The 20,353-nt window shown below is 63.2% G+C and carries 13 protein-coding genes and 1 pseudogene; 6 read left to right on the top strand and 8 right to left on the bottom strand.

Annotated elements, in window-relative coordinates; genetic code table 11:
- Positions 1–368 precede the first annotated feature (368 nt).
- The 6 genes and pseudogenes from EPD80_RS09960 to EPD80_RS11595 form a co-directional block, all read right to left on the bottom strand.
- Positions 369–1,085, bottom strand: coding sequence for a hypothetical protein (locus EPD80_RS09960; RefSeq protein WP_142811466.1), 717 nt, complete (start codon positions 1,083–1,085; stop codon positions 369–371).
- 237 nt (positions 1,086–1,322) lie between these two features.
- Positions 1,323–4,076, bottom strand: coding sequence for a hypothetical protein (locus tag EPD80_RS09965; RefSeq protein ID WP_142811468.1), 2,754 nt, complete (start codon positions 4,074–4,076; stop codon positions 1,323–1,325).
- 3 nt (positions 4,077–4,079) lie between these two features.
- Positions 4,080–4,277, bottom strand: coding sequence for a helix-turn-helix transcriptional regulator (locus tag EPD80_RS09970; RefSeq protein WP_141056590.1), 198 nt, complete (start codon positions 4,275–4,277; stop codon positions 4,080–4,082).
- 106 nt (positions 4,278–4,383) lie between these two features.
- Positions 4,384–5,148 (bottom strand): hypothetical protein, encoded by a 765-nt coding sequence (locus EPD80_RS09975; protein ID WP_142811469.1) that lies wholly within the window; start codon positions 5,146–5,148, stop codon positions 4,384–4,386.
- Positions 5,138–6,388 carry a tyrosine-type recombinase/integrase gene (locus EPD80_RS09980; protein WP_142811471.1) on the bottom strand — a complete coding sequence of 417 codons (1,251 nt, stop codon included), beginning with the start codon at positions 6,386–6,388 and terminating at the stop codon, positions 5,138–5,140. Before EPD80_RS09980 ends, EPD80_RS09975 begins: the two co-directional genes overlap by 11 nt.
- An 83-nt stretch (positions 6,389–6,471) precedes the next feature.
- Positions 6,472–7,514: pseudogene (locus EPD80_RS11595) on the bottom strand (ISAs1 family transposase).
- A gap of 303 nt (positions 7,515–7,817) precedes the next feature.
- Here EPD80_RS11595 and EPD80_RS09995 point away from each other — a divergent pair.
- Genes EPD80_RS09995 through EPD80_RS10015 form a run of 5 tightly spaced genes read left to right on the top strand, consistent with a single transcriptional unit; the run spans position 7,818 to position 16,527 of the window.
- Entirely contained in the window at positions 7,818–9,290 is a 1,473-nt protein-coding gene (locus EPD80_RS09995; RefSeq protein WP_142811477.1) for a DUF3375 domain-containing protein, read from the top strand.
- 29 nt (positions 9,291–9,319) lie between these two features.
- Positions 9,320–9,997: a DUF4194 domain-containing protein gene (locus tag EPD80_RS10000; RefSeq protein ID WP_142811479.1), complete on the top strand. Its 678-nt coding sequence runs from the start codon at positions 9,320–9,322 to the stop codon at positions 9,995–9,997.
- Positions 9,990–13,397 carry an ATP-binding protein gene (locus EPD80_RS10005; RefSeq protein ID WP_142811481.1) on the top strand — a complete coding sequence of 1,136 codons (3,408 nt, stop codon included), beginning with the start codon at positions 9,990–9,992 and terminating at the stop codon, positions 13,395–13,397. Before EPD80_RS10000 ends, EPD80_RS10005 begins: the two co-directional genes overlap by 8 nt.
- A gap of 60 nt (positions 13,398–13,457) precedes the next feature.
- Positions 13,458–15,257, top strand: coding sequence for a DUF262 domain-containing protein (locus tag EPD80_RS10010; RefSeq protein WP_142811483.1), 1,800 nt, complete (start codon positions 13,458–13,460; stop codon positions 15,255–15,257).
- A gap of 46 nt (positions 15,258–15,303) precedes the next feature.
- Positions 15,304–16,527 (top strand): DUF3322 domain-containing protein, encoded by a 1,224-nt coding sequence (locus EPD80_RS10015; RefSeq protein ID WP_142811485.1) that lies wholly within the window; start codon positions 15,304–15,306, stop codon positions 16,525–16,527.
- A 208-nt stretch (positions 16,528–16,735) separates the two neighbouring features.
- Here the strand turns inward: EPD80_RS10015 and aliA are convergent, their stop codons facing one another.
- A complete protein-coding gene (aliA, locus tag EPD80_RS10020; protein ID WP_142811487.1) occupies positions 16,736–18,370 on the bottom strand; it encodes a cyclohexanecarboxylate-CoA ligase in 1,635 nt (544 codons plus the stop codon).
- A 205-nt stretch (positions 18,371–18,575) separates the two neighbouring features.
- Between aliA and aliB the strand changes: the two genes are divergently transcribed.
- Positions 18,576–19,724, top strand: a complete 1,149-nt coding sequence (gene aliB, locus EPD80_RS10025; protein WP_142811489.1) for a cyclohexanecarboxyl-CoA dehydrogenase — start codon at positions 18,576–18,578, stop codon at positions 19,722–19,724.
- A gap of 143 nt (positions 19,725–19,867) precedes the next feature.
- On the opposite strand, the gene EPD80_RS10035 is transcribed toward aliB, so the two are convergent.
- On the bottom strand, positions 19,868–20,338 hold the full coding sequence (locus EPD80_RS10035) for a MarR family winged helix-turn-helix transcriptional regulator (RefSeq protein WP_142811491.1): 471 nt from the start codon (positions 20,336–20,338) through the stop codon (positions 19,868–19,870).
- Positions 20,339–20,353 lie beyond the last annotated feature (15 nt).

The raw sequence follows: 20,353 nt of genomic DNA on the forward strand, positions 1-20,353 counted from the left end.
CGTGGTGGCCTATAGGGTGGCCTATCCCCGCCAGAGAAAAAGCCGTAGAAGGCCGCCACGCAAGCCGCTTCCCCTTCCTGGCGGGGTGGTGGCGTTCTTCCAGGGTGCGCGTGGTGGCGCCGCCGGGTGCGCGTGGCCGTGCTCGAGCTTTCTGGCCGCACCGCCGCAAGCGCCGCGCTTAACCAGGCGAAAGCGTTACGCTAAAGGCATTAATGCCGTTGGCTTATTCAAGTCACGGGATGCGAAAACTGCCGAACAACGCGGATTGCATCACCCTAATCGCGTGGATCGTCGGGAGTACCTTTGCCGCCGCTTGGCGTGGCCGTGAAGTGCGCTTACACCACAGCAAGCGCGCTTCACGGGGTTGATCAAGGCCTTGGCAGGGGATCGCCAAACGCCTGGCGCGCCGCTCGTAGTGCCGCGCGTGATTCCTCGGTGGCCTCGAACGATTGCGCCGCCGCCAGCCGATCGGCCTCTTGGCGTGGCAAGCCGCCGTCGAATTCGGCCACGGCCGCGCGCTCTTCCCAATCGCGGAATCGCTCCAGGTAGTAATGCCGCGCCGTCGAATCCTCGGCCGCCGCCGCCAACACCTTGGCGATGGTCGCCGGGTCGGTCTCGCCGATCAGCTCAAGCCAGCGAAGAATGCGGGTTCGTTCGTCCTCGAGCAATGGCCGATCGGGTGGCGTTTTTCCTGGCGAGTGCGCCACCACCTCCACCGCGCCAGTCTCGGCGTGCAGCACCTCGGCGCGCGTTCTAGCAGGGGAAAAGGCGATGACGCGCTCGGTGCCGTCGATGTAGCGAATGCGCCATGTGGTGGCGGGGGCGTCGTCGGCAGGCCGGGGCGTCGGGGCGTTTGGGGTGGCGTCGGTGGCCGCGGAGCGTGCCTCGGCGATGGTGGCCGCGGAGCGTGCGGGTCGGGGCGTGGGCGCCATCGTCGGGCCGCCGGGGCGTTGCGGGGCGTCGGTGCCGTCGGTGCTGCCGTCGCCGTGGGCACGTGCGCCGTCGCCGGTGCGCTTCGGGGCGTCGTCCGCGGGCCGTGCGCCGGTGCGCCGGGATCGCATGAAGAGCTCGTCAAGCGTGGTCATGCTTGCCTCTTGGGTGAGCCGTTGCGGGGTTTGCCGGGTTTGGCGGGGATTCTGACAGTCCAAAACTTTTTTCACGTAACGCCCAATAACCACACCATAGAAATGGTATTTTTGGTCTCGCGCGAAGGTGGCAAACTTCCCCGCAATATCCCGCCATAACCCGCACGGGTTTTTTGCGAGAAAAAGTTTTTGGAGTGCACCAATCCCCGCAAAACCCGTCAAACCCCGCAAACGGGGTTATTCCACCCGCTGAATGATCCATCGCGCGACCTTTTCGTGGCGGTCGTCGTCAAAGCGTCGCAGCACCAGGCCGCGGGCGATGCGATCGCGACGGTTGAGCAGCAGGCGGCCGACTTGTTTCGCGTTTCGCGCTTCGCCGCCCAGGAACCCGGCGATAGCTTCGGCAAGCTCGGGGTCGCGCCCGTAGCCTTCGAGCCGCTGGAACACGTCGCGCGTCATGAAGGGCTTTTCGCCGAAGGCCGCGGCCAGCGCCTCGAGCAGGTCGCCGAGACTGTCGAGCTCGGGGTCGGCGGCCGTCGCGCCCGTGATGGCGTCCATCGGGTCGCGCCATTGTTGCGGGTCGCGCCGGGCGAGCCATGCGACGGGTTGGCGCACCAGGTCATCCCAGCGCTCGAACGATGCCGTGCTGCCGGGGGCGCGGATGCCGTCGCGGTAGTCGCTCGAGCTCAGCCAGCCGCGAATGATCACGCAGGCGGCCGCCGCGAGTCGCTGGCGTTGTCGCTGCACCCGCTCCACCGGGTCGAAGGCGAAGCGCCGCGCGAAGGGGCGTTCGGTCTGCGGGTCGATCCGGCAGACCAGGAAGCGCCGGGGCAGGTCGCCGGAAAGGATGAGATTGTTTCCCGTCACGCAGAATAGGGCGCGATTGGGTACGCTCGCCGCTTCGCTCACGCCAAGGATGCGGTCGCGATAGATGGGGGCCGTGAGCGCGGCCGCAAGCGCCGCACTGTCGAACGTGCCGACCACGTTATCCCACACGATCGCCCGCTCGCCCGACATTAGCGCCGTCGTCAAGCGCTTGCGCACTTCGGCGTCGTCGCCGCGTTCGCTCTTGACGTGGGGCCATACCGTCGGGGGCTCGCCCGTGGCGAGCACGCACAGGGCGCTTGCCAATAGCGTCTTGCCGCTGCCTTGCACGGGCGCGTCGAACCCAAAGCCGGGGCACGTCGGCAGGACGGGGCGCTCGACGGCCGAGAGTAGCGCCGCCAGCAGCACGCTACGGTCGAGCACCCCGGCAAAGGGGAAATACTCGAAGGGCGCCATGATCGCGTCGAGCGCCGCGTCGATCTCTTCGGCCGTGGGCGCCTCGGGCACGATCGGGGGCGTCTCGGCGCCGGGGTCGTAGAACAAGCGCGAGACGTGATCATAGCCGGGGGCCGTGAGCACCTGGCCGTCCAGCCGCACCAACGGGGCCGAGACGACGGCCTCGAGCGGTTTCAGCTTGCGCTCGGCGCCAAGCGCGAGCAGGGTGTCGATGACCTTGGGGGGCGGGTCGCGGTCTTCATCGACGATGCTTCCGTCTCTCTGTTTCTTTTTGCCGAAGAACTGGAACTCGCCGCCGAGATAGTACGCCAGCCGCTCGCGTCGAAAGGGGATCACGCGGCCGTCGCTGACGGTGGCGAGCTCGCTGCCAAAATCAAAGACGTCCGGGGCGTTGCGCAGATACTCGAGCAGCCAGTCGGCAAGCTCGCGCGTGCGCCCGCCCACGATCTCGACACGCCGCGGGGCGCGAATGAGCCTGTAAGTGGAGCCACCATGAGCAAACGATTTTAGCGTCGGTCGCATGCCGACCAAAAAGAGCTTGCCGACCAGCCGCCCGCCGTCGTAGTCGGGTTCGAGCGGGTCATGGCACAAGGCGCCGTGGTATCTGGCGCGATTGTCGAGCACCTCGCCGACGGTGACGGTGCGCCCGTCCTTGAGGGTGAGGGGAAAGTCGCCGTACAAGACTTTGTGTTCGATTGCCTGATGCGCGAGATGCGCCGCGTGCTCTAAGTCGCTGCCGTCCGTGAGCTCGTCCGCGAGCTCTTGCGCGAAGGCTTCGCGTTTCTCGCGCACCAGCGGGGCGACGGCTTGGCGGGCCACGTGCTGCACCTCGCCGATCCGCTTCCGCTCGCTTTGGGTGAGCGGGGGCAGGAAGTCGAGTGGGGGCGCCTCGGGGTGGCGCACGATCGGCGGGCCGCGCCGCTGTTCGAGCGGGGCGATGCAGTGCGCACCCGCCGCGAAGACGAGTCGCTCGGGTTGCCACACGCTGGCGTCGACCAAGGTTCGCTCGAGCAGGGCGCCAGACTTCGACACTTCATAGCGCCCGAAGCCCGCCAGCCACAGCCGCCCCTTGATTGTCTCGCCCAGCTCGGGGATGCGCCGCGCGTCCGCAACGATGACGTAGATGTGAAAGCCGCGCAACCCGGCAAGCTCGCGTTCGCCATGCCAAATGCAGCTCGACGAACTTGGACGAATCACCATCGGGGCGGCCTCGAGCTCGGGCACCGCCGCGAAGAGGGCGTCGAGCGCCGCGTCGATCCCCAAGGGCTCGCCGTCCTTTGGCGCGTCGAAGTCGAGCAGCAGCACGCCCGGGGCGTTCGCCCATTGGAAGAACTCGCGCGAGCGGGCGATGACGCCGGGGGAAGGCACGGCGGGCAGCTTGCCCTTGGTGACGACGACGAACTCGTCGCGCGCCGGGTCGCAAGGTTCGCCAAAGGCGAGCGCGTGCCGGGGTTCCAGGCATTCGAGCAGCTCGACGAACTCGCCGACGTTCTCGAGCCGGTAACGTCGCGCCTTGCCGCGCGCCATTTGCGGGGGCGTTTTCTTGTCGAGCTCGCCATTACCGTCGAGCCGCACCGTCTTCGTGATGGGGTGGTCGGCCTCGAAGACGGTAACGGCCAAAGGGGTGCTATACTGGGCGAGCGTGCATTCGTTCTTGTCGGCCGTCTCGGGAGCTCCACCCGGGGCGGCCGTTTCGTTTTGGGCCTCCATCGCTCACGCCCTCTTCCGGGCCGCCCACGTGGGAACGGGGGCCGTGCGCAGCCATTCTTCGACTTCTTCGGCCAGCCAAAAGAGCCGGGAACCGGCCATACGGGGCGCGGGGAAAGTGCCGTTGCGCGCGTGGCGATACACCCACACACGCGAGCGGCCGATGAGCTCGCAGACTTCGGATTGGGATAAAACACGTTGCATGGTGCCGCTCCATAAGGAATGAATGCGACACCAAAGATATTTCACCAAGAGCCGGGTTTTCTGGACATGTCCGCCGCCGCTTGGACATGTCCGGTTTCAAACGTGATCAATCCTCGGCGCGTAGCCAATTCCTCAGGTAGCGCGATAGCGTCTTGGGGGCGATGGTCTTCCCGCGGTGCTGCCCGATGGCCTCGAGCAAGGCCGATGCCTTGGACACTTCGGCCTCGGTAGGGCGCCCGATCAGAAACGCCGCGCCCGCCTCTTCGAGCAGTCCGGCGACGATGGCGCGCATCGTCTCGCGGACATCTTCCCGCGGGGGCGGTTCAATTTCCTGCACTCTGGGGGAATCGGCAGGCGGGGGGAATCCTTCGTTGATGAATCGCTTGAGAAGAGCGCCAGAGACGCCAAGGAATGGGGGCTTGCGCGGCGGGGAATCGTCATCTTTTGGCGACAAATACTTCTTCGATGGGGAGACACCATTAACGGGGCTCTTCGCTTCGTCGTAGGCGAAAAAGTTGGGAGGAACGGTTCCGTCGCGCAACCATTGCAACAGTTCATGATGCCCGACGTCCGACCACGGGGGCCATGCCCCTGCCCCGGTCTCGTAGTCGTTTTCAAGTTCAATGCCGCGATTCACCCAATGCCCGCGTGCTTGCAGTACGTCCACGGGGTCGCATAAGAACGGGGCACCTTTTAAGTCTATGCAAAAAACGGTCATCTCCCGATCATTCGGCGCCAGCAGCACATAAAACCCGCTCAGCGCGCCCGCATAGATCGCCTCTTCCGACACGTCCAAGATGCGCGCCACCTCGGGCACCGGCAAAACGAAGTCGTCGGGGATGTTGCGCCACCGTTTCAAGTCATCGACCATCGTCGTTTGCTCCTGTAGTGACGAACCTTGCCCATTGCTCCATCAGCGGCCGCCGCTTCTCGACAAGGTCGCCGCGGGCATAGACGGCTTCGACCTCGCCTTTGTAGTCATGCGCGAGCGCGTCTTCGAGCAGTGCGCGGGGATAGTGGGTCTCGTTCTCGCCCCAGGTGCGAAAGGTGGCGCGAAAGCCGTGGGCCACGATGACGCGCCCACCCTGGCGCCGGTCGATCCAACCTACGCCGTCGGCCGCGTGCTTGGCCGCGTGCAGGTCGCGCAATAGTTTCGTCAGCGCCATGTCCGACAAAGGCTTGCCGCCGCGCGATGGGAACACCCAAGGGCAAGCGGTAAAGCGTGGCAGGGCGTGCAGCAGCTCGAGTGCGGCCGCCGACAGGGGCACGGCGTGGGGTCGCTTGGTCTTCATGCGTTGCCCGTAGTCGCTGGCGCCGGGGATGCGCCAGACGCGCGCCTCGAAGTCAAATTCTTGCCATTGGGCAAAGCGCACATTGAGGGGACGAACGGCCGTGAGGATGAGCAGCGCGAGCGCCCGGGCGGCCGTGCTCGTCTTGGCGTCGAGCACCCGCCAGAAGTCGGCGGCCTCGGCGTAGTCGAGCGCAGGCATGTTCTCGCCTTCGACCACCTTGGACGGGGCCGGTAGCAGCTTGTCGAGATGACCTTTCCACCGCGCCGGGTTTTCGCCGCTGCGCAGTCCGTGAGCCGCCGCCCAGTCGAGCACGGCCGCGATGCGTTGCTGCAAGCGCGATGCCGTCTCGGTCTTCGTCGTCCATATCGGCTCGAGGATGGCGAGCACGTGGCGCGTCTCGACCTCGGCGGGGCGCAGGTGGCCGATGATGGGGAAAGCGAACTGCGCAAGGGTATTTTCCCATTGCTGCACGTGCTTGGCGTTCGTCCATTCGGCGCGCTTGGCCTCGATGAGCCTGGCGGCGCATTCGGCGAAGGTGAGCGCGACATGACGTTTCACGCGCAGCGTCTCGGCCGGGTCACGCTTTTCGAGCTTGAGCACGCGCAAGAGCTCGTCGCGCTTTTCCCGCGCATCGGCCAGCGCCAGCACATCAGCCGGCCCAAGGGTTAGCTCGTTGATCTTGCCGTTGAACCGGTAGCGCAGTACCCAGCTACGCGAGACACCGCGCACCCGCAGATAGAGATTGCGGCCGTCGGCGTGGTAGCCGTCCGGCAACCTCGCCAGCGCCCGTGGGGCGAGCCGGTTGATTACCTTTGGCATAAATTCTGCCTTATCGCTTGCCTTATCATTTTACGACGCATGACGAAACACGATGAGACAGATTATAGCCTAGGTGCCTTGATTTACAATACTATTTGAAACGACGAGAAATTGCACATTACATGGGAATGGCGGACCCCGGCTCCACCAACACATTCGCATAATTCCTTGACTTCAAAGGAAAAAGCAGCGGAAGACGAAAGACTGTTCTCGACAGCCCAGTGCGCCCGTACTGCCTGGGCCAGGCAATGGGCATCGGCCGGCAGACTGCTGAGGTAGAAACGGCGTTCGAGCGAGGTCTTGCCATTGATCGTTCGTTCCGACTCGATCACCACGAAGGGTGTCATATCGGGCCATCGTTCTGGCTGGGCTAGGCAATCGAATCGATCGAAGGCGAAACAGCGACGCGTTTCGATGCGGCCATGATCCTTCACGATGGTTTGCACCACGGTATGCGGGGTACGTTCGAGCGCAGACTGGTACTGGACAACGAATTCCCGCACCGAGGCGGCCAGGCTTGGCTGATTGTCCTTGAGCGACGCCAGGACGTAGTGGGTGCCGCGATCCCGAATGGCCCGGGTAATGTTCACTTGCGTGCCCATTGCATCGATCGTGACGATGCAGCCCTCGAGCGCCAAGGTGATCAACAACTGCGCAATCGCCGTCTTCTCGTTCGATTTCTCCGCTCTCGCCCGTTGCTCCAGCACCAACCCGGCACCGCCGCAGAAGCTCTGACCAGATGCAAAAGCGTGGCATCGAGCTTGCCCAAGCGGCGACTGGTCTTGTCGTCGATCGCCACCACGGCATCGGCGCCCAAGGCCGGCACCAGCGTGCCCACCCAGCGTCGGAAGGCCGCATCGAATTCGTCCGGGTCAATCAGCCCGAACAAGCGCCCGAAGGTGTCATGGGACGCGATGCCGTGCTCGAGCTGCAGATGACCGCGCAGCCATTCCAGCTTCTCTTTCGCCCACAATTCGATCTCGACGAAGATGCCTGCGCCCGCCAGCACGGCATTGACGGCCACCACCAGCAGTTCGACGAGGTCGTGTTCGACCTTCCCTGACTGTCTCGGATCGTGGATCGTGACGAATATGTCGGCCAAGCGCAGCGTGTTTCCCGTCTCTATGCCCACCCAAAAAGACAAAAAACACTCAAATCAAGCCACTAGGAACAGACCATTCTTCAAGGCGTTGATCGTGAAAGACTATTTCGGACGTTCAACGACGATGTGATTCATGCGATTGCCCTGGGGGAGACGATTCAGCGCTGCGTCTGGCTGTACAATCACCATATCCCTCAGAAGACTCTGGGACACATCACACCCATCGATGCCATGACAAAACGGTACGCGGACAAACCTGAACTTTTCATAACAACACCGAACACCGCATAATCATCCGAGACCTGACATTTAGGGATGACCTGACCAGTGTTGCTCGACCACGCCACCCTCTCCACCCTGCGCGACCACCACCCCGCCTGGCGGCTGCTGGCCTCGCCGCACGCGCTGCTGGTGGCAAGCTTCCTGCACCGGGTGTTCGTGGCGCCCAACGTGCGGGTGATGAGCGAGGCCGATTTGGCCGAGGCGCTGGAAGACGAGCTGTTCACCCTGCGCGAGCAGCTGGGACCGGAGGCGTACCCCAAGGGCGCGCAGGACTACTTGAACGACTGGGCCGCGCCGGACAAGGGCTGGCTGCGCAAGTTCTACAAGCCGGGCACGGACGAGGCGCAGTTCGACCTGACGCCGGCCACCGAGAAGGCCATCGCCTGGCTGCTGTCGCTCACCGAGCGGCCCTTCGTCGGCACCGAGTCGCGCTTGCTGACGCTGTTCGCGCTGCTGGAGCAGATCAGCGCCGGCACCGAGGCCGACCCGATCAAGCGCATCGAGGATTTGCGCAAAAAACGCGACGCGCTCGACGCCGAGATTGCCCGCGTGCTGGCCGGCGAGGTGCCGCTGCTGGAGGACACGGCGGTCAAGGACCGCTTTTTGCAGTTCCAGCAGCTGGCGCGCGAGCTGCTGGCCGACTTCCGCGAGGTGGAACACAACTTCCGCCGGCTCGACCGCAAAGTGCGCGAGAAGATCGCGCTGTGGGAAGGCAGCAAGGGCGCGCTGCTCGACGAGATCATGGGCGAGCGCGACGCCATCGGCGACTCCGACCAGGGGCGCAGCTTCCGCGCTTTCTGGGACTTCCTCATGTCCAGCCGGCGTCAGGAGGAGCTCTCCGAGCGGCTGGATCAGGTGCTGGCACTGCCTGCCGTGGTTCAGCTTTCGCCCGAGCCGCGCATCCGCCGCGTGCATCACGACTGGCTGGAAGCCGGCGAACACACGCAGCGCACCGTCGCTCAACTGTCGCAGCAACTTCGCCGCTTTCTGGACGACCGGGCCTTTCTGGAAAACCGCCGCATCCTGGACCTGCTACACGGCATCGAGAGCAAGGCGCTGGCTCTGCGCGAGGCTCTGCCCAGCGGCACGGTGATGCACATCGACGCGATGGGCGCGGACATCGACCTGCCGCTGGAACGCCCCTTGTTCACGCCGAGCGTGAAGCCACGCCTGGCCGATCTGGCCCTCGTGGCCGGCGAGGAGGAGGTCGACACCGCGCGCTTGTTCGACCAGATCGTGGTGGATAAGGCGCGCCTGCGCTCGGCCGTTCAACGCGCACTGCGCCGCCAGCCGCAGATCACGCTGCGCGAACTGCTGGAGGATGAGCCTTTACACCAGGGCCTCGTCGAACTGGTGGCTTATCTGGAACTCGCCCACGCCGAAGATAGCGCGCTTGCGGATTTTCGCGCCCTCGTCGATGACGCCGTAATCGAGCCGGTGCGCTGGCAGGCCCGCGATGCAGCGGGCAATGCCGTGACGCGCGAGGCGCGATTGCCGCGCGTGATCTTCACGCGCTGACGGCGCCAAACGGCCTGGAGGAAAAGCACATGAACGAGGCGCTGTACGAGGACGATCCGATGGAGACCCCGCCCAGCGCGCTGCCGGCCGTGCCCGAGCTGTCGCAGCTGATGGTGCACCTGCTCAAGGGCGTGCTCTACCGGGACGATGACGAGCGCTTGTGGGAGAGCCTCTTGCGCCTGCAGGCGCGCGTCAGGGAGCAGGCCGCCGTGCTGCTGCTCGATTTGGTGCTGGACGAGGCCGAGGGCCACGCCTTCCTCAAGAGCCGCCCCGACCCGGACGAGTCCGAAGGTGCGCCCCGCCTGCCGCGGCTCGTCGCGCGCCGACCGCTGTCTTATCCGCTGAGCCTGATGCTGGCGCTGCTCAGGAAGCGCATGGCCGAGTTCGACGCCGGCGGCGGCGACACGCGGCTGGTGCTCTCGCGCGACGAGATTGCCGAGCTGATGCGCGTGTTCCTGCCCGATGGCACGAACGAGGCGCGGCTGATCGACCAGGTGGACGCGACGATCGCCAAGGTAGTCGATCTGGGGTTTCTGCGCCGGCTCAAGCCCGCTGCCGGCAGCGCTCAGGACCGAGGGCATTACGAGGTGCGGCGCATCCTGAAGGCCTTCGTGGACGCACAGTGGCTGGCCGAGTTCGATGCGCGGCTGGAAGTCTACCGGACGGCGCTGTCGGGCAACGCGGGCAAGGAGGGAGGCGATGCCTGAATCACCGCTGGATTCGGCGACGTTGAGCTTGGACTTCGTGGCCGACGACAGCCGGGTAGGCTTTCGGCTGCACCGGCTGGAGGTGCTGAACTGGGGCACCTTCGACAAGCGGATCTCGCGCTACCCGCTCGACGGGCGCAACGGTCTGCTCACGGGCGACATCGGTTCGGGCAAGTCCACGCTGGTCGATGCCATCACCACCTTGCTGGTGCCGGCGCATCGCGTGGCCTACAACAAGGCGGCCGGCGCGGATGCCCGCGAGCGCTCCTTGCGCTCCTACGTGCTGGGCCACTACAAGAGCGAACGCAACGAGCTCACGGGCAGCAGCAAGCCCGTGGCGCTGCGCGATGCGTCGAGCTACTCGGTCATCCTCGGCGTCTTTCGCAACGAGGGCTTTGATCAGGCGGTGACGCTGGCCCAGGTCTTCTGGCTGAAAGACCCGCAAGGCCAGCCCGCGCGCCTGTTCGTGGCCGCCGAGCGGGAACTCGCCATCGCCGACGACTTCAGCGGCTTCGGAGCCGACATCACTGCGCTACGCAAGAAGCTGCGGGCGCAAGGCTGCGAGCTGTTCGAGAGCTTTCCGCCCTACGGCGCCTGGTTCCGCCGGCGCTTCGGCATCGAGCACGAGCAAGCCCTGGAGCTTTTCCACCAGACCGTCTCGATGAAGTCGGTGGGCAATCTCACCGATTTCGTGCGCAACCACATGCTGGAACCGTTCGATTCGGGGCAACGCATCGAAGCGCTGATCCGCCACTTCGACGACCTGGACCGTGCGCACCAGGCGGTGCTCAAGGCCAAGCGGCAGGTCGATCTGCTCACGCCGCTGGTCGAGGACGGCAAGCGCCACCAGGCGTTGATGGCCGAGATCCAGGACTGGCGGGAAGCGCGCGACCAGCTTCGGCCGTACTTCGCGCGGCTCAAGGGCGAGCTGCTCAACCGCCGGCTCGGCCTGCTGGCGGAAGAGGCCGCCCGGCTCGACGCGCAGATCGAGCGCTTGGATGCCCAGCGTGAGACCGAGCGCCTCGAAGTCGGCCGCCTGGAGCGGGCGCTACGCGACAACGGCGGCGACCGCCTGGAGGAGCTGGCGGCCGAGATCCGCCGTCTGGAACAGGAAAAGGCGCAACGTCAGCAGAAGTCGGATCGCTTCCAGGCGCTGCTGGCCCGCATCGACGAGGCGGCGCCGGCCGATGAAGCCGGCTTTCTCGCCCAGCAGCAAAGCATCGCCCAGCGTGCCGAAGGCTTGCGCGAGCGCATTGCCGACCTGGACAACCGCGAGCGCGAGGAGGACTTTGCCTTCCGCAAGGGCCGCGAAGAGCACGCCGCCCTGTCCGACGAGATCGAGAGTCTTTCTCGGCGCAAGAGCAACATCGACGCTGCCCAGATCCGCATCCGCGAGGCGCTGTGCGCGGCGCTCTCGATCGACGAGGACGAACTGCCGTTCGCGGGCGAGCTCATCCAGGTGCGTGAGGACGAGCGCGATTGGGAAGGCGCCGCCGAGCGGCTGCTACGCGGCTTCGGTCTGTCGCTGCTGGTGCCGGATGCGCACTACGAAGCCGTGGCCGACTGGGTGGACCGCCAGCACCTGGGCGGGAGGCTGGTGTACTTCCATGTGCGACCACGGGAGGCAACGCAGAGCGCGGCGCTGCATCCGCAGTCGCTGGTGAGAAAGCTCCAAATCAAGCCGGATTCGCCGCACTACGAGTGGTTGGAGCAGAAGCTTCGGAGCCGCTTCGATGTGGCTTGCTGCGACACCGGCGCGCAGTTTCGCCGCGAGACGCGCGCCATCACCCGCGCAGGACAGATCAAGGACCCGAGCGGACGACACGAGAAGGACGACCGCAGCCGCATCGACGATCGCAGCCACTACGTGCTCGGCTGGAGCAATGCCGACAAACTGCGGGCGCTGCGGGATCGGCGGGAACGTCTGGAGGCGAGACTCGCCCTGCTCGGGCAACGCATCGGCGAGATCCAGCAGGCGCGCAACGAACTGCGGGGCCGGCTGGATGCACTCGCCAAACTGGAAGAATTCACGCGCTTTGCCGACATCGACTGGATGAGCCCGGCGCGGAGAATCGCCGAGCTCACCGAGGAACGGGCACGGCTGGAGTCCGCTTCCGACGCGCTGCAGGAGCTGGGTCGCCGGCTCGAAGCGGCGCAAGCGCGGCTCGCGGAAGTGGAGCGCCAGCGCGACGCGGTGCGCGACAAACGCTCGGCGGTGGCGACCAAGCGAGAAGCGGCGCAAACGCTACTCGAAGAGGCCCGCGCGGTGTGGGCCGCTGCGCCGCTCACCGACGCGCAGATCGTGCGTCTGGATGCCTGGCGTGCACAGGCGCTGGGCGAGCATCAACTCACGGTCGAATCCTGCGACAACCGCGAGCAGGAGCTGCGCCAGTGGCTCCAGCAGCGCATCGACGCGGAGGACAGGCGCCTCGCGCGGCTCACCGAGCGCATCGTCAACGCCATGCGCGGCTTCAAGGAAGAATTCAAGGCCGAGACCGTCGAGATGGACGTTGCGCTCGCGGCATTGCCGGAGTACGAGCGCCTGCTCGCCGGCTTGAAGAGCGACGACCTGCCGCGCTTCGAGGCCCGCTTCAAGGAACTGCTCAACGTCAACACCATCAACGAGATCGCCAACTTCAACGCCCAGCTCGCCCGTGAGCGGGAGACGATCAAGGAGCGCGTCGACTTCATCAACCAGTCGCTCGCTGCCATCGACTACAACCCCGGCCGCTACATCAAACTGGTGGCGCAGCCGAGCCCCGATGCCGAGATCCGCGATTTCCAGCAGGACTTACGTGCGTGCACCGAGGGCGCGCTAACGGGCTCGGCCGACGAACAGTATTCGGAAGCCAAGTTCCTGCAGGTCAAGGCCATCATCGACCGCTTCCGGGGCCGCGAAGGACTGGCGGACGCCGACCGGCGCTGGACCGCCAAGGTCACCGACGTGCGCAACTGGTTCCTGTTTTCCGCCAGCGAGCGCTGGCGCGCCGACGGCGCCGAGCACGAGCACTACTCGGATTCGGGCGGCAAATCGGGCGGCCAGAAGGAGAAACTCGCCTACACCGTGCTGGCGGCGAGCCTGGCCTACCAGTTCGGGCTGGAGTGGGGCGCGGTGCGTTCGCGCTCGTTTCGCTTCGTCGTGATCGACGAAGCGTTCGGGCGCGGCTCGGACGAGTCGGCGCAGTACGGGTTGCGCCTCTTCCAGCAGCTCAACCTGCAACTGCTCATCGTCACGCCGCTGCAGAAAATCCACATCATCGAGCCCTTCGTTGCCAGCGTCGGTTTCGTGCACAACGAAGGCGGGCGCGACTCGCGGCTGCGTTGCCTGTCGATCGAGGAATACCGGGCGCAGAAGGCCGATAAAGGCAGCGCGGAAAGAAGTGAAAAGCCCGGGTCATGACGTAAAAGGGCGGCAATGCGTATCCCTCACAACTGAATCAAGCCCACACGGAGGCGGCCCATGAAGAAAACCCAGAAATACGCTGTCAACCAGTACCTGATCGAAAGCCTGCTCGCCAAGGTGCGCGAGGGCGAGATCGCCATCCCGGAAATCCAGCGGCCTTTCGTCTGGGATGCCTCCCAAGTGCGTGATCTCATGGATTCGCTCTATCAGGGCTTTCCGGTGGGTTATCTGATCGCCTGGCGCAATCCGGACGTGAAACTCAAAGATGGCAGCACGGCTGCGGGCAAGATGATCCTAATCGACGGTCAGCAGCGCGTCACGGCGCTGACGGCCGCAATACTCGGGCAGACGGTCATCAACAAAGATTATCGGAAGGTACGCATCTCGATTGCCTTCCACCCCATCGAGGAGCGCTTTGAGGTGAGCAACGCCGCCATCGCCAAAAACACGGCGTGGATCGCTGACATTGCGCCCATGGTATGCGGCGAGATCAAGTTGACCAAAGCGGTTCGCAGTTATCTCGATGCCAATCCGCAGGCCGACGAGGATAAGGTGGAGGAGGCGCTCGCCAACCTCACCGACATTGCCAAGAAGCAGATCGGCCTCATCGAGTTATCCCACGACTTGGACATCGAGACCGTTACGGAAATCTTCATCCGCATCAATTCCAAAGGCACGGTGCTGTCCCAAGCGGACTTCGCCATGTCCAAAATCGCCGCCGACACGCGCTATGGCGGCCAGATGCTCAGAAAGTGCATCGACTACTTCTGTCATTTAGCGGTAGCGCCCGATTTTTACGACCACATCAAGAAAAACGATGCCGAATTCGCGGCGTCACCTTACTTTCAGAAAATGGCTTGGCTACGCCACGAGAACGACGACCTTTACGATCCCAATTACAACGATCTGCTAAGGGTGGCATTCACCAGTCAGTTTGGGCGCGGCAAGCTGGCCGATCTGGTCAGCCTGCTCTCGGGCCGAAATTTCGAAACCAAAAACTACGAAGATGCCATCGCCGAAGCGTCTTTCGCCAAGCTGAACGAGGGGGTGCTCAACTTCATCAATGAGTCCCACTTCAAGCGCTTCGTGATGATCATCAAGTCGGCGGGCTTCATCACCCGTGCGATGATTCGCACCCGAAGCGCCCTGAACTTTGCCTACATCGTTTACCTGCGGTTGCGCGCGCAGGGCGTCCATGACGGAAGGATCGAATCCTTCGTGCGACGCTGGTTCGTCATGTCGATACTGACAAACCGCTACACTGCTTCTTCCGAGACACAGTTCGACCAAGACATTCGTCGGATCGCGGAGGGCGATTTCGGTGACATCCTAGCCAAGGTGGAACAAGCCGACCTGTCGCCGACATTTTGGGATGTGGGCCTGGTGCAGCAGCTGGAAACCTCCGGCACCAACAGCCCCTATTTCTGGGTGTTCATTGCGGCGCAGGTGCGTGCGAACGACACCGGCTTATTATCGAAGGACATCACGGTACGCGAGCTGGTCAGCCACAGGGGCGACATCCATCACATCTTCCCGCGCGATTTACTGAAAAAAGCCGGGCTAGGGCCAAGCCAGTACAATCAGATCGCCAACTTCGCTTATACCCAGCAAGAGATCAACATCAAAATCGGCAGCAAGTCGCCGCGCGACTATTTCGCTGAAATACTGCAGCAGTGTCGGGGCGGCGCACTCAAATACGGCGCGATCAACGACGAGGCCACGCTCAAAGCCAATCTTGCGACCAATTGCGTGCCGGAATCCATCGTGGACATGGATGTCGCCCAGTATGAGGAATTTCTCAAGCAGCGCCGAAAGTTGATGGCAGCGAAAATCAGGGCTTACTACGAAAACCTTTGAATCTGATGGAATTGGCGAAGATTTGGGTCGAAACCTGCGATATCCCATGAGCTGGACCACGCCGGCAGATCTCCGCGCCCAGGTGCAACGCTTGTGGGACCGTGGCGAATTACTGCGTGCGACGGTCACGGACGCCATGGCGTGGCCCTTGCGCCTGAGTTTGAAGGCGCCTTCGGCTGCTGACTTGTCCGATCACTTCGAGGCGGTGCGTGACTGGGTGTGTGCGCTTGGCGAGACCCCGCAGGTTCGGATCGAGTGGCGGGAATGGAACCACCGCGTGCAAGGCGTGCAGCGTCTTCCTGCCGCGGTCTGGCTCGACACGCTGCAGGCGGCCTTGGCCTTCATCGGCAAGGTTCGTCAGGCGCAACGCTTCGCGGCTTTGTGGCAGCAGACGGCCGTCATGCAGCCAGCGCTGCTGGCGTGGCTATCCCGGCGGCCGCTTCAAGCGCTCGACTTGGCCGACCGTTGGGAACGCCTTCTGGCGGTGGTGGCCTGGCTGCAGGCCCATCCGCGCCCGGGCGTGTACCTGCGCCAAGTGGATGTGCCCGGCGTCGACAGCAAGTTCATCGAGACCCACCGCGGCGTGCTCACCGAGCTGCTGGACTTGTCCCTTCCTCCCGAGGCCATCGAGACCAGCGCGACGGGCGTTGCGCAGTTCCCGCGTCGGTTTGGTTTTCTGGACAAGCCCGTGCGCATCCGGTTTCGTCTGCTCGATCCGGCGCTACCCGGTCTGCCGGGCTGCCAAGCCTTGCCCGGGGTACTGGCTGACATTACGCTGGATGCAGCCAGCTTCGCGGCGATGACCTTACCCATCGAGCGCGTCTTCATCACCGAGAACGAGATCAACTTTCTCGCTTTCCCCGCCGTGGCGGGATCCATCGTCGTCTTCGGCGCGGGTTACGGCTGGGAGGCGCTGGCGCGCGCCGCGTGGCTGCATCGCTGCCAGCTGCTCTACTGGGGCGACATCGACACCCACGGCTTCGCCATCCTCGACCAATTACGCGGCCACTTTCCCCGCGCGGAATCCTTCCTCATGGACCGGGAGACTTTGCTTGCGCATCGCCCGCACTGGGGCGAGGAACCCGAGCCCGTGCGCCACGATTTGTCACGTCTCACTACCAAAGAGGCAGCCGTCTATGACGATCTCAGATTCGATCGGCTCCAGCCCCGGCTGCGTCTGGAGCAGGAGCGGATCGGATATGGCAAGGTTTGCGATCGACTTGCGCGTCTTTCCTCGGGAGCCCTCGCATCCCCACCGGATTGCTCATGAGCTCGAGATGTCAGTCGGAACAAGGTCAGCCGCCCAGCACCAACAAAGACAGGACTCGCCCCTAGCAAACAGGCTCATCTCCGGCCGCGATCCCATAAAAAGCACGGCAGGCTCCATCGTCGTATTGCCCGCCGCCCAGGGAAATCGTATCGCAAATCTGTTCAAAACTATCTTTTTAGCATGAACAAAGGGAATAAGTCAGCGTTTCCTATGCCTCCTTAGCGTTGACTCGTTCCTTCGCCCATTCACGCAATTTGAATTTTTGTATTTTACCGCTCGGCGTGGTTGGCATATTTTCTACGATTTCTAGACGCTCGGGGATGTACTGCCGAGCCGTCTGCTTACTTTCGAACCAACGCACCATTTCGGCGAAATCGAAGCTAGTGCCAGGCTTGAGAATGACGAACGCACAAGCGCGTTCTCCCAGTCGCTCGTCGGGGTAACCCACTACCGCGCAGGCGGCAATGGCAGGGTGGGCATAAAGAATATTTTCGATCTCCATCACGGGTAGATTTTCCCCGCCTCTGATGATGATATCTTTACTACGTCCATTGATGCGAATATAGCCTTCATCATCGGCAAAAGCCAAATCCCCCGTGTCGAACCAACCTTCAGCGTCGACGTTGTTCAGGTGCGGCCGCTTCAGATAACCGCCGAAGAGCACCGAACCTCGAATTAAAAGTCGCCCGGTCTGGCCAGTGGGCAAAGGCGTCCCTTGCCCGTCTACGATTTTCACTTCCACGCCGCGAATGGGTCGGCCATCCGAGATCGCCGATTTTTCCAGGGCACGCTCTGGTTCGGTCAAGGTGGCTGCGCCGCACTCGGTCATACCCCAGGCTGAACACAAAGTCATTCCCAGGAGCCGGTGCGCGCGCTCGATGAGCACAGAGGGAATGGGCGCACCCGCGCTGACGAAACAACGCAAGGTCTCGGGAGGCGCCGCCCCTTGCTCCACTGCGTGGCACATGTCACTGACGAACACTGCCGCGGCCATGCTAAACGTGATTCGTTCGCGCCGGATGATTTCGAGCGCACGCTTTGGGTCCCACACGTCGAGCAACACCGTGGTTGCATTGAGCTCGATGGGCATCATTGCCAGATAGAAAAAACCCGTCGCATGGGCAAAGGGTGAAGCCCCAAGAATGATGTCTTCTTTGCCCAGATGCATCATCTCCACATAGGGATCGATGCCGGCATAGACCGTATTGTAGGTATGCATCACCCCTTTGGGCTCGCCCGTGGTACCAGAGGTGTAGAGCAGCAGCATGACCTCGTCGGGTTCGATACCACGATGGCTCAGCGGCTGCGTATCCACACCCAACAAAGCTTGCTCGAACGCGTCTTCCCCTTCCCCGCCGATGACGACGACGCGCTGCAATGTGGGGAGCCGAGAAAGAAGATCTCGTGCCATGACTTCGTGATCGAAGTTACGAAAAGACTTTGGCACCACGAACACCTTGGATTCGGCCAAACCGAGCATGAATTCCAATTCGCGTTCACGGAAGATTGGCATGACGGGATTGGCGCAGGCTCCGATGCGGCCGCAGGCTAGCCATAGGGCAATGAATTCCCACCAGTTGGGCAACTGAAAGCTGACGACGTCCCCCGGCCCTACGCCACTCGTGACTAAGCCCCGGGCAATGCGATCAACCCGATCGTCCAGCTCACGGTAGGTGAGACGCAGAGGCTCGTCGCGCCCTTGTCGATAATCGACCACCGCGATTTTGTCGGGACATTCCCGTAAAGCCCGCTGCAGGGCCGGTTCGATGGTTCTGTCACGCCACAGGCCAGCGGCCTTCATCACCGCTTTGCGTTGTTCTACCAAGATGGGCGCAAAGTCCATTGCAGTCTCCTCCTTCAGTCTTCGCCCTTGAACGGGGCACCTTGTTGTGCGACGATCTCATCGTTTAAATCATCATAGCATCAATTCATGTCGGCCATCCGATCACTCCGTGCTCGCCACGGCTTCGATTATAAGCGTAAAGGTATTGACAGAAAATGGGGCGCTCTTTAGACTGAGTCCACACGATAAAGGGGGAGGAGACGCCGTGGATTTCGCACTCAGCGAGGAACAGCAAGCGCTGCTCGCAGCCGCAGAGCGCTTTGCCGTGCAGAAACTACAACCAGGCTACCGCGACCGAGAACAGCGTGGATCGATCGAGCGCGACATTGCACGGCAGATGGGCGAACTGGGTTTCCTCGCCCCAGAGCTCGCGCCCGAGTATGGTGGCGCAGGGCTCGATCGACTCACCAGCGGACTCATTACCGAGCAGATCGCACGGGGCGATTTCAACGTCTCCTATCTCAACCTGCTCACTTCCTTGTGTGGTCAGATCATTGTCGATCATGCCCGCTGCGAACAGGCCCGTGACTGGCTGCGCGACGTAGTTGCCGGGCACAAACTGATCGCTCTGGCCTTGACCGAGCCGAGTGCAGGTTCCGATGCGGCGCACATCAGGCTGCGCGCAGTGCGCGAGGGAGATCATTACGTCCTCTCCGGTGAAAAAACCTCCATCTCGATGGCAACCCAAGCGGACATCGCCGTCGTATTCGCCCGCACCGGCAGCGAAGAGGCTGGCGCTCGAGGCATCTCGGCTTTCCTGGTGGCGCTCGATGCCCCTGGGATCACGCGTACCGCTTTCGATGACGTGGGCTCGCGTGCTGTGGGTCGAGGGTCGATCTTCTTCGATGGGGTGCGCGTACCCGCGGAGATGATGCTCGGTGACGAAGGTCAAGGATTCGTGCAGGTCATGCAAGGGTTCGACTTCAGCCGGGCTCTGATCGGCTTACAGTGCATGGCAGTGGCCCGCGTCTCGCTGGATGAGACATGGCGCTACGTCCAAGAGCGCCAGGCCTTCGGTCGTCCGATCGCCGAGTTTCAGGGGGTAACTTTCCCTTTGGCCGAAGCCGAGACGCAGTACGAAGCCTGTCGCTGGCTGTGCTTGCGCACGTTGTGGCTGAAAGACCAGGGATTGCCGCACACGGCCGAAGCGGCGATGTGCAAATGGTGGGCGCCGAAGCTTGCCTGTGAGATCATCCAGCAATGCCTGATCGCACACGGCCACGGCGGCTATAGCAACGATCTGCCGTTCGGGCAACGCTATCGCGACGTCCTTGGCTTGCAGATCGGCGACGGCACTGCCAACATCATGAAAATGATCATCGCCCGGCAAATGCTCGCTCGGCATCGCACCTAAGGGGACGCTGAAGAAATGAGCGAGCGGGATGAAGCGCAAGGCGCACGGAGCGCAGCAACCGAGACATATCGAGTGGATAGGCGAGGGAGCGAGCACCGCGCAACGCAGCGATTCGCCCGCGCAGCCAATTATTCAGCGTTTCCCTAGAGTTTGGCCATGTTATTGTGCAGGACATTGAGATAATGAATAAAAGTGATGCGGTCATCGAACGACAAACCTTTGAGTGCCTTGTCGTAGAAGTCGTGGATGGGCTCGGCAAGATCGGCCCACAACTTTTCCCCTGCAGGGGTGAGGCGTACCTTGCGTGAGCGGCGATCTTCCTCGCCAGTCACTCGTTCAAGGTAACCTTGGCGCTCCAGGCGATTGAGGATGCCAAAGAGGTTCTGCCGACTCACCAGCAGATAGCGGCTGAGCTCTCCAACCGTCATGCCATCGGCTGCCTGTGGCCGAGAAAGCGCACCGAGCACCGACCACTGCTGGGTCGTCACGCCAAACTCGCTCAACGCTTGCGTGCCCTTGGTGTGCAAAGTGTTGGCCGTCTGAAAGAAACGGAAGAACAGACGGTTGTTGATTTCGACGGTCGCGAGGGTTTTTTCCAGGCTGAGGTCTTTCATCGTAAAAAAAGCCGA

Origin of the sequence: Tepidiphilus olei, assembly GCF_006980705.1 — a bacterium.
In the GTDB taxonomy this organism is placed as follows: Bacteria; Pseudomonadota; Gammaproteobacteria; order Burkholderiales; family Rhodocyclaceae; genus Tepidiphilus; species Tepidiphilus olei.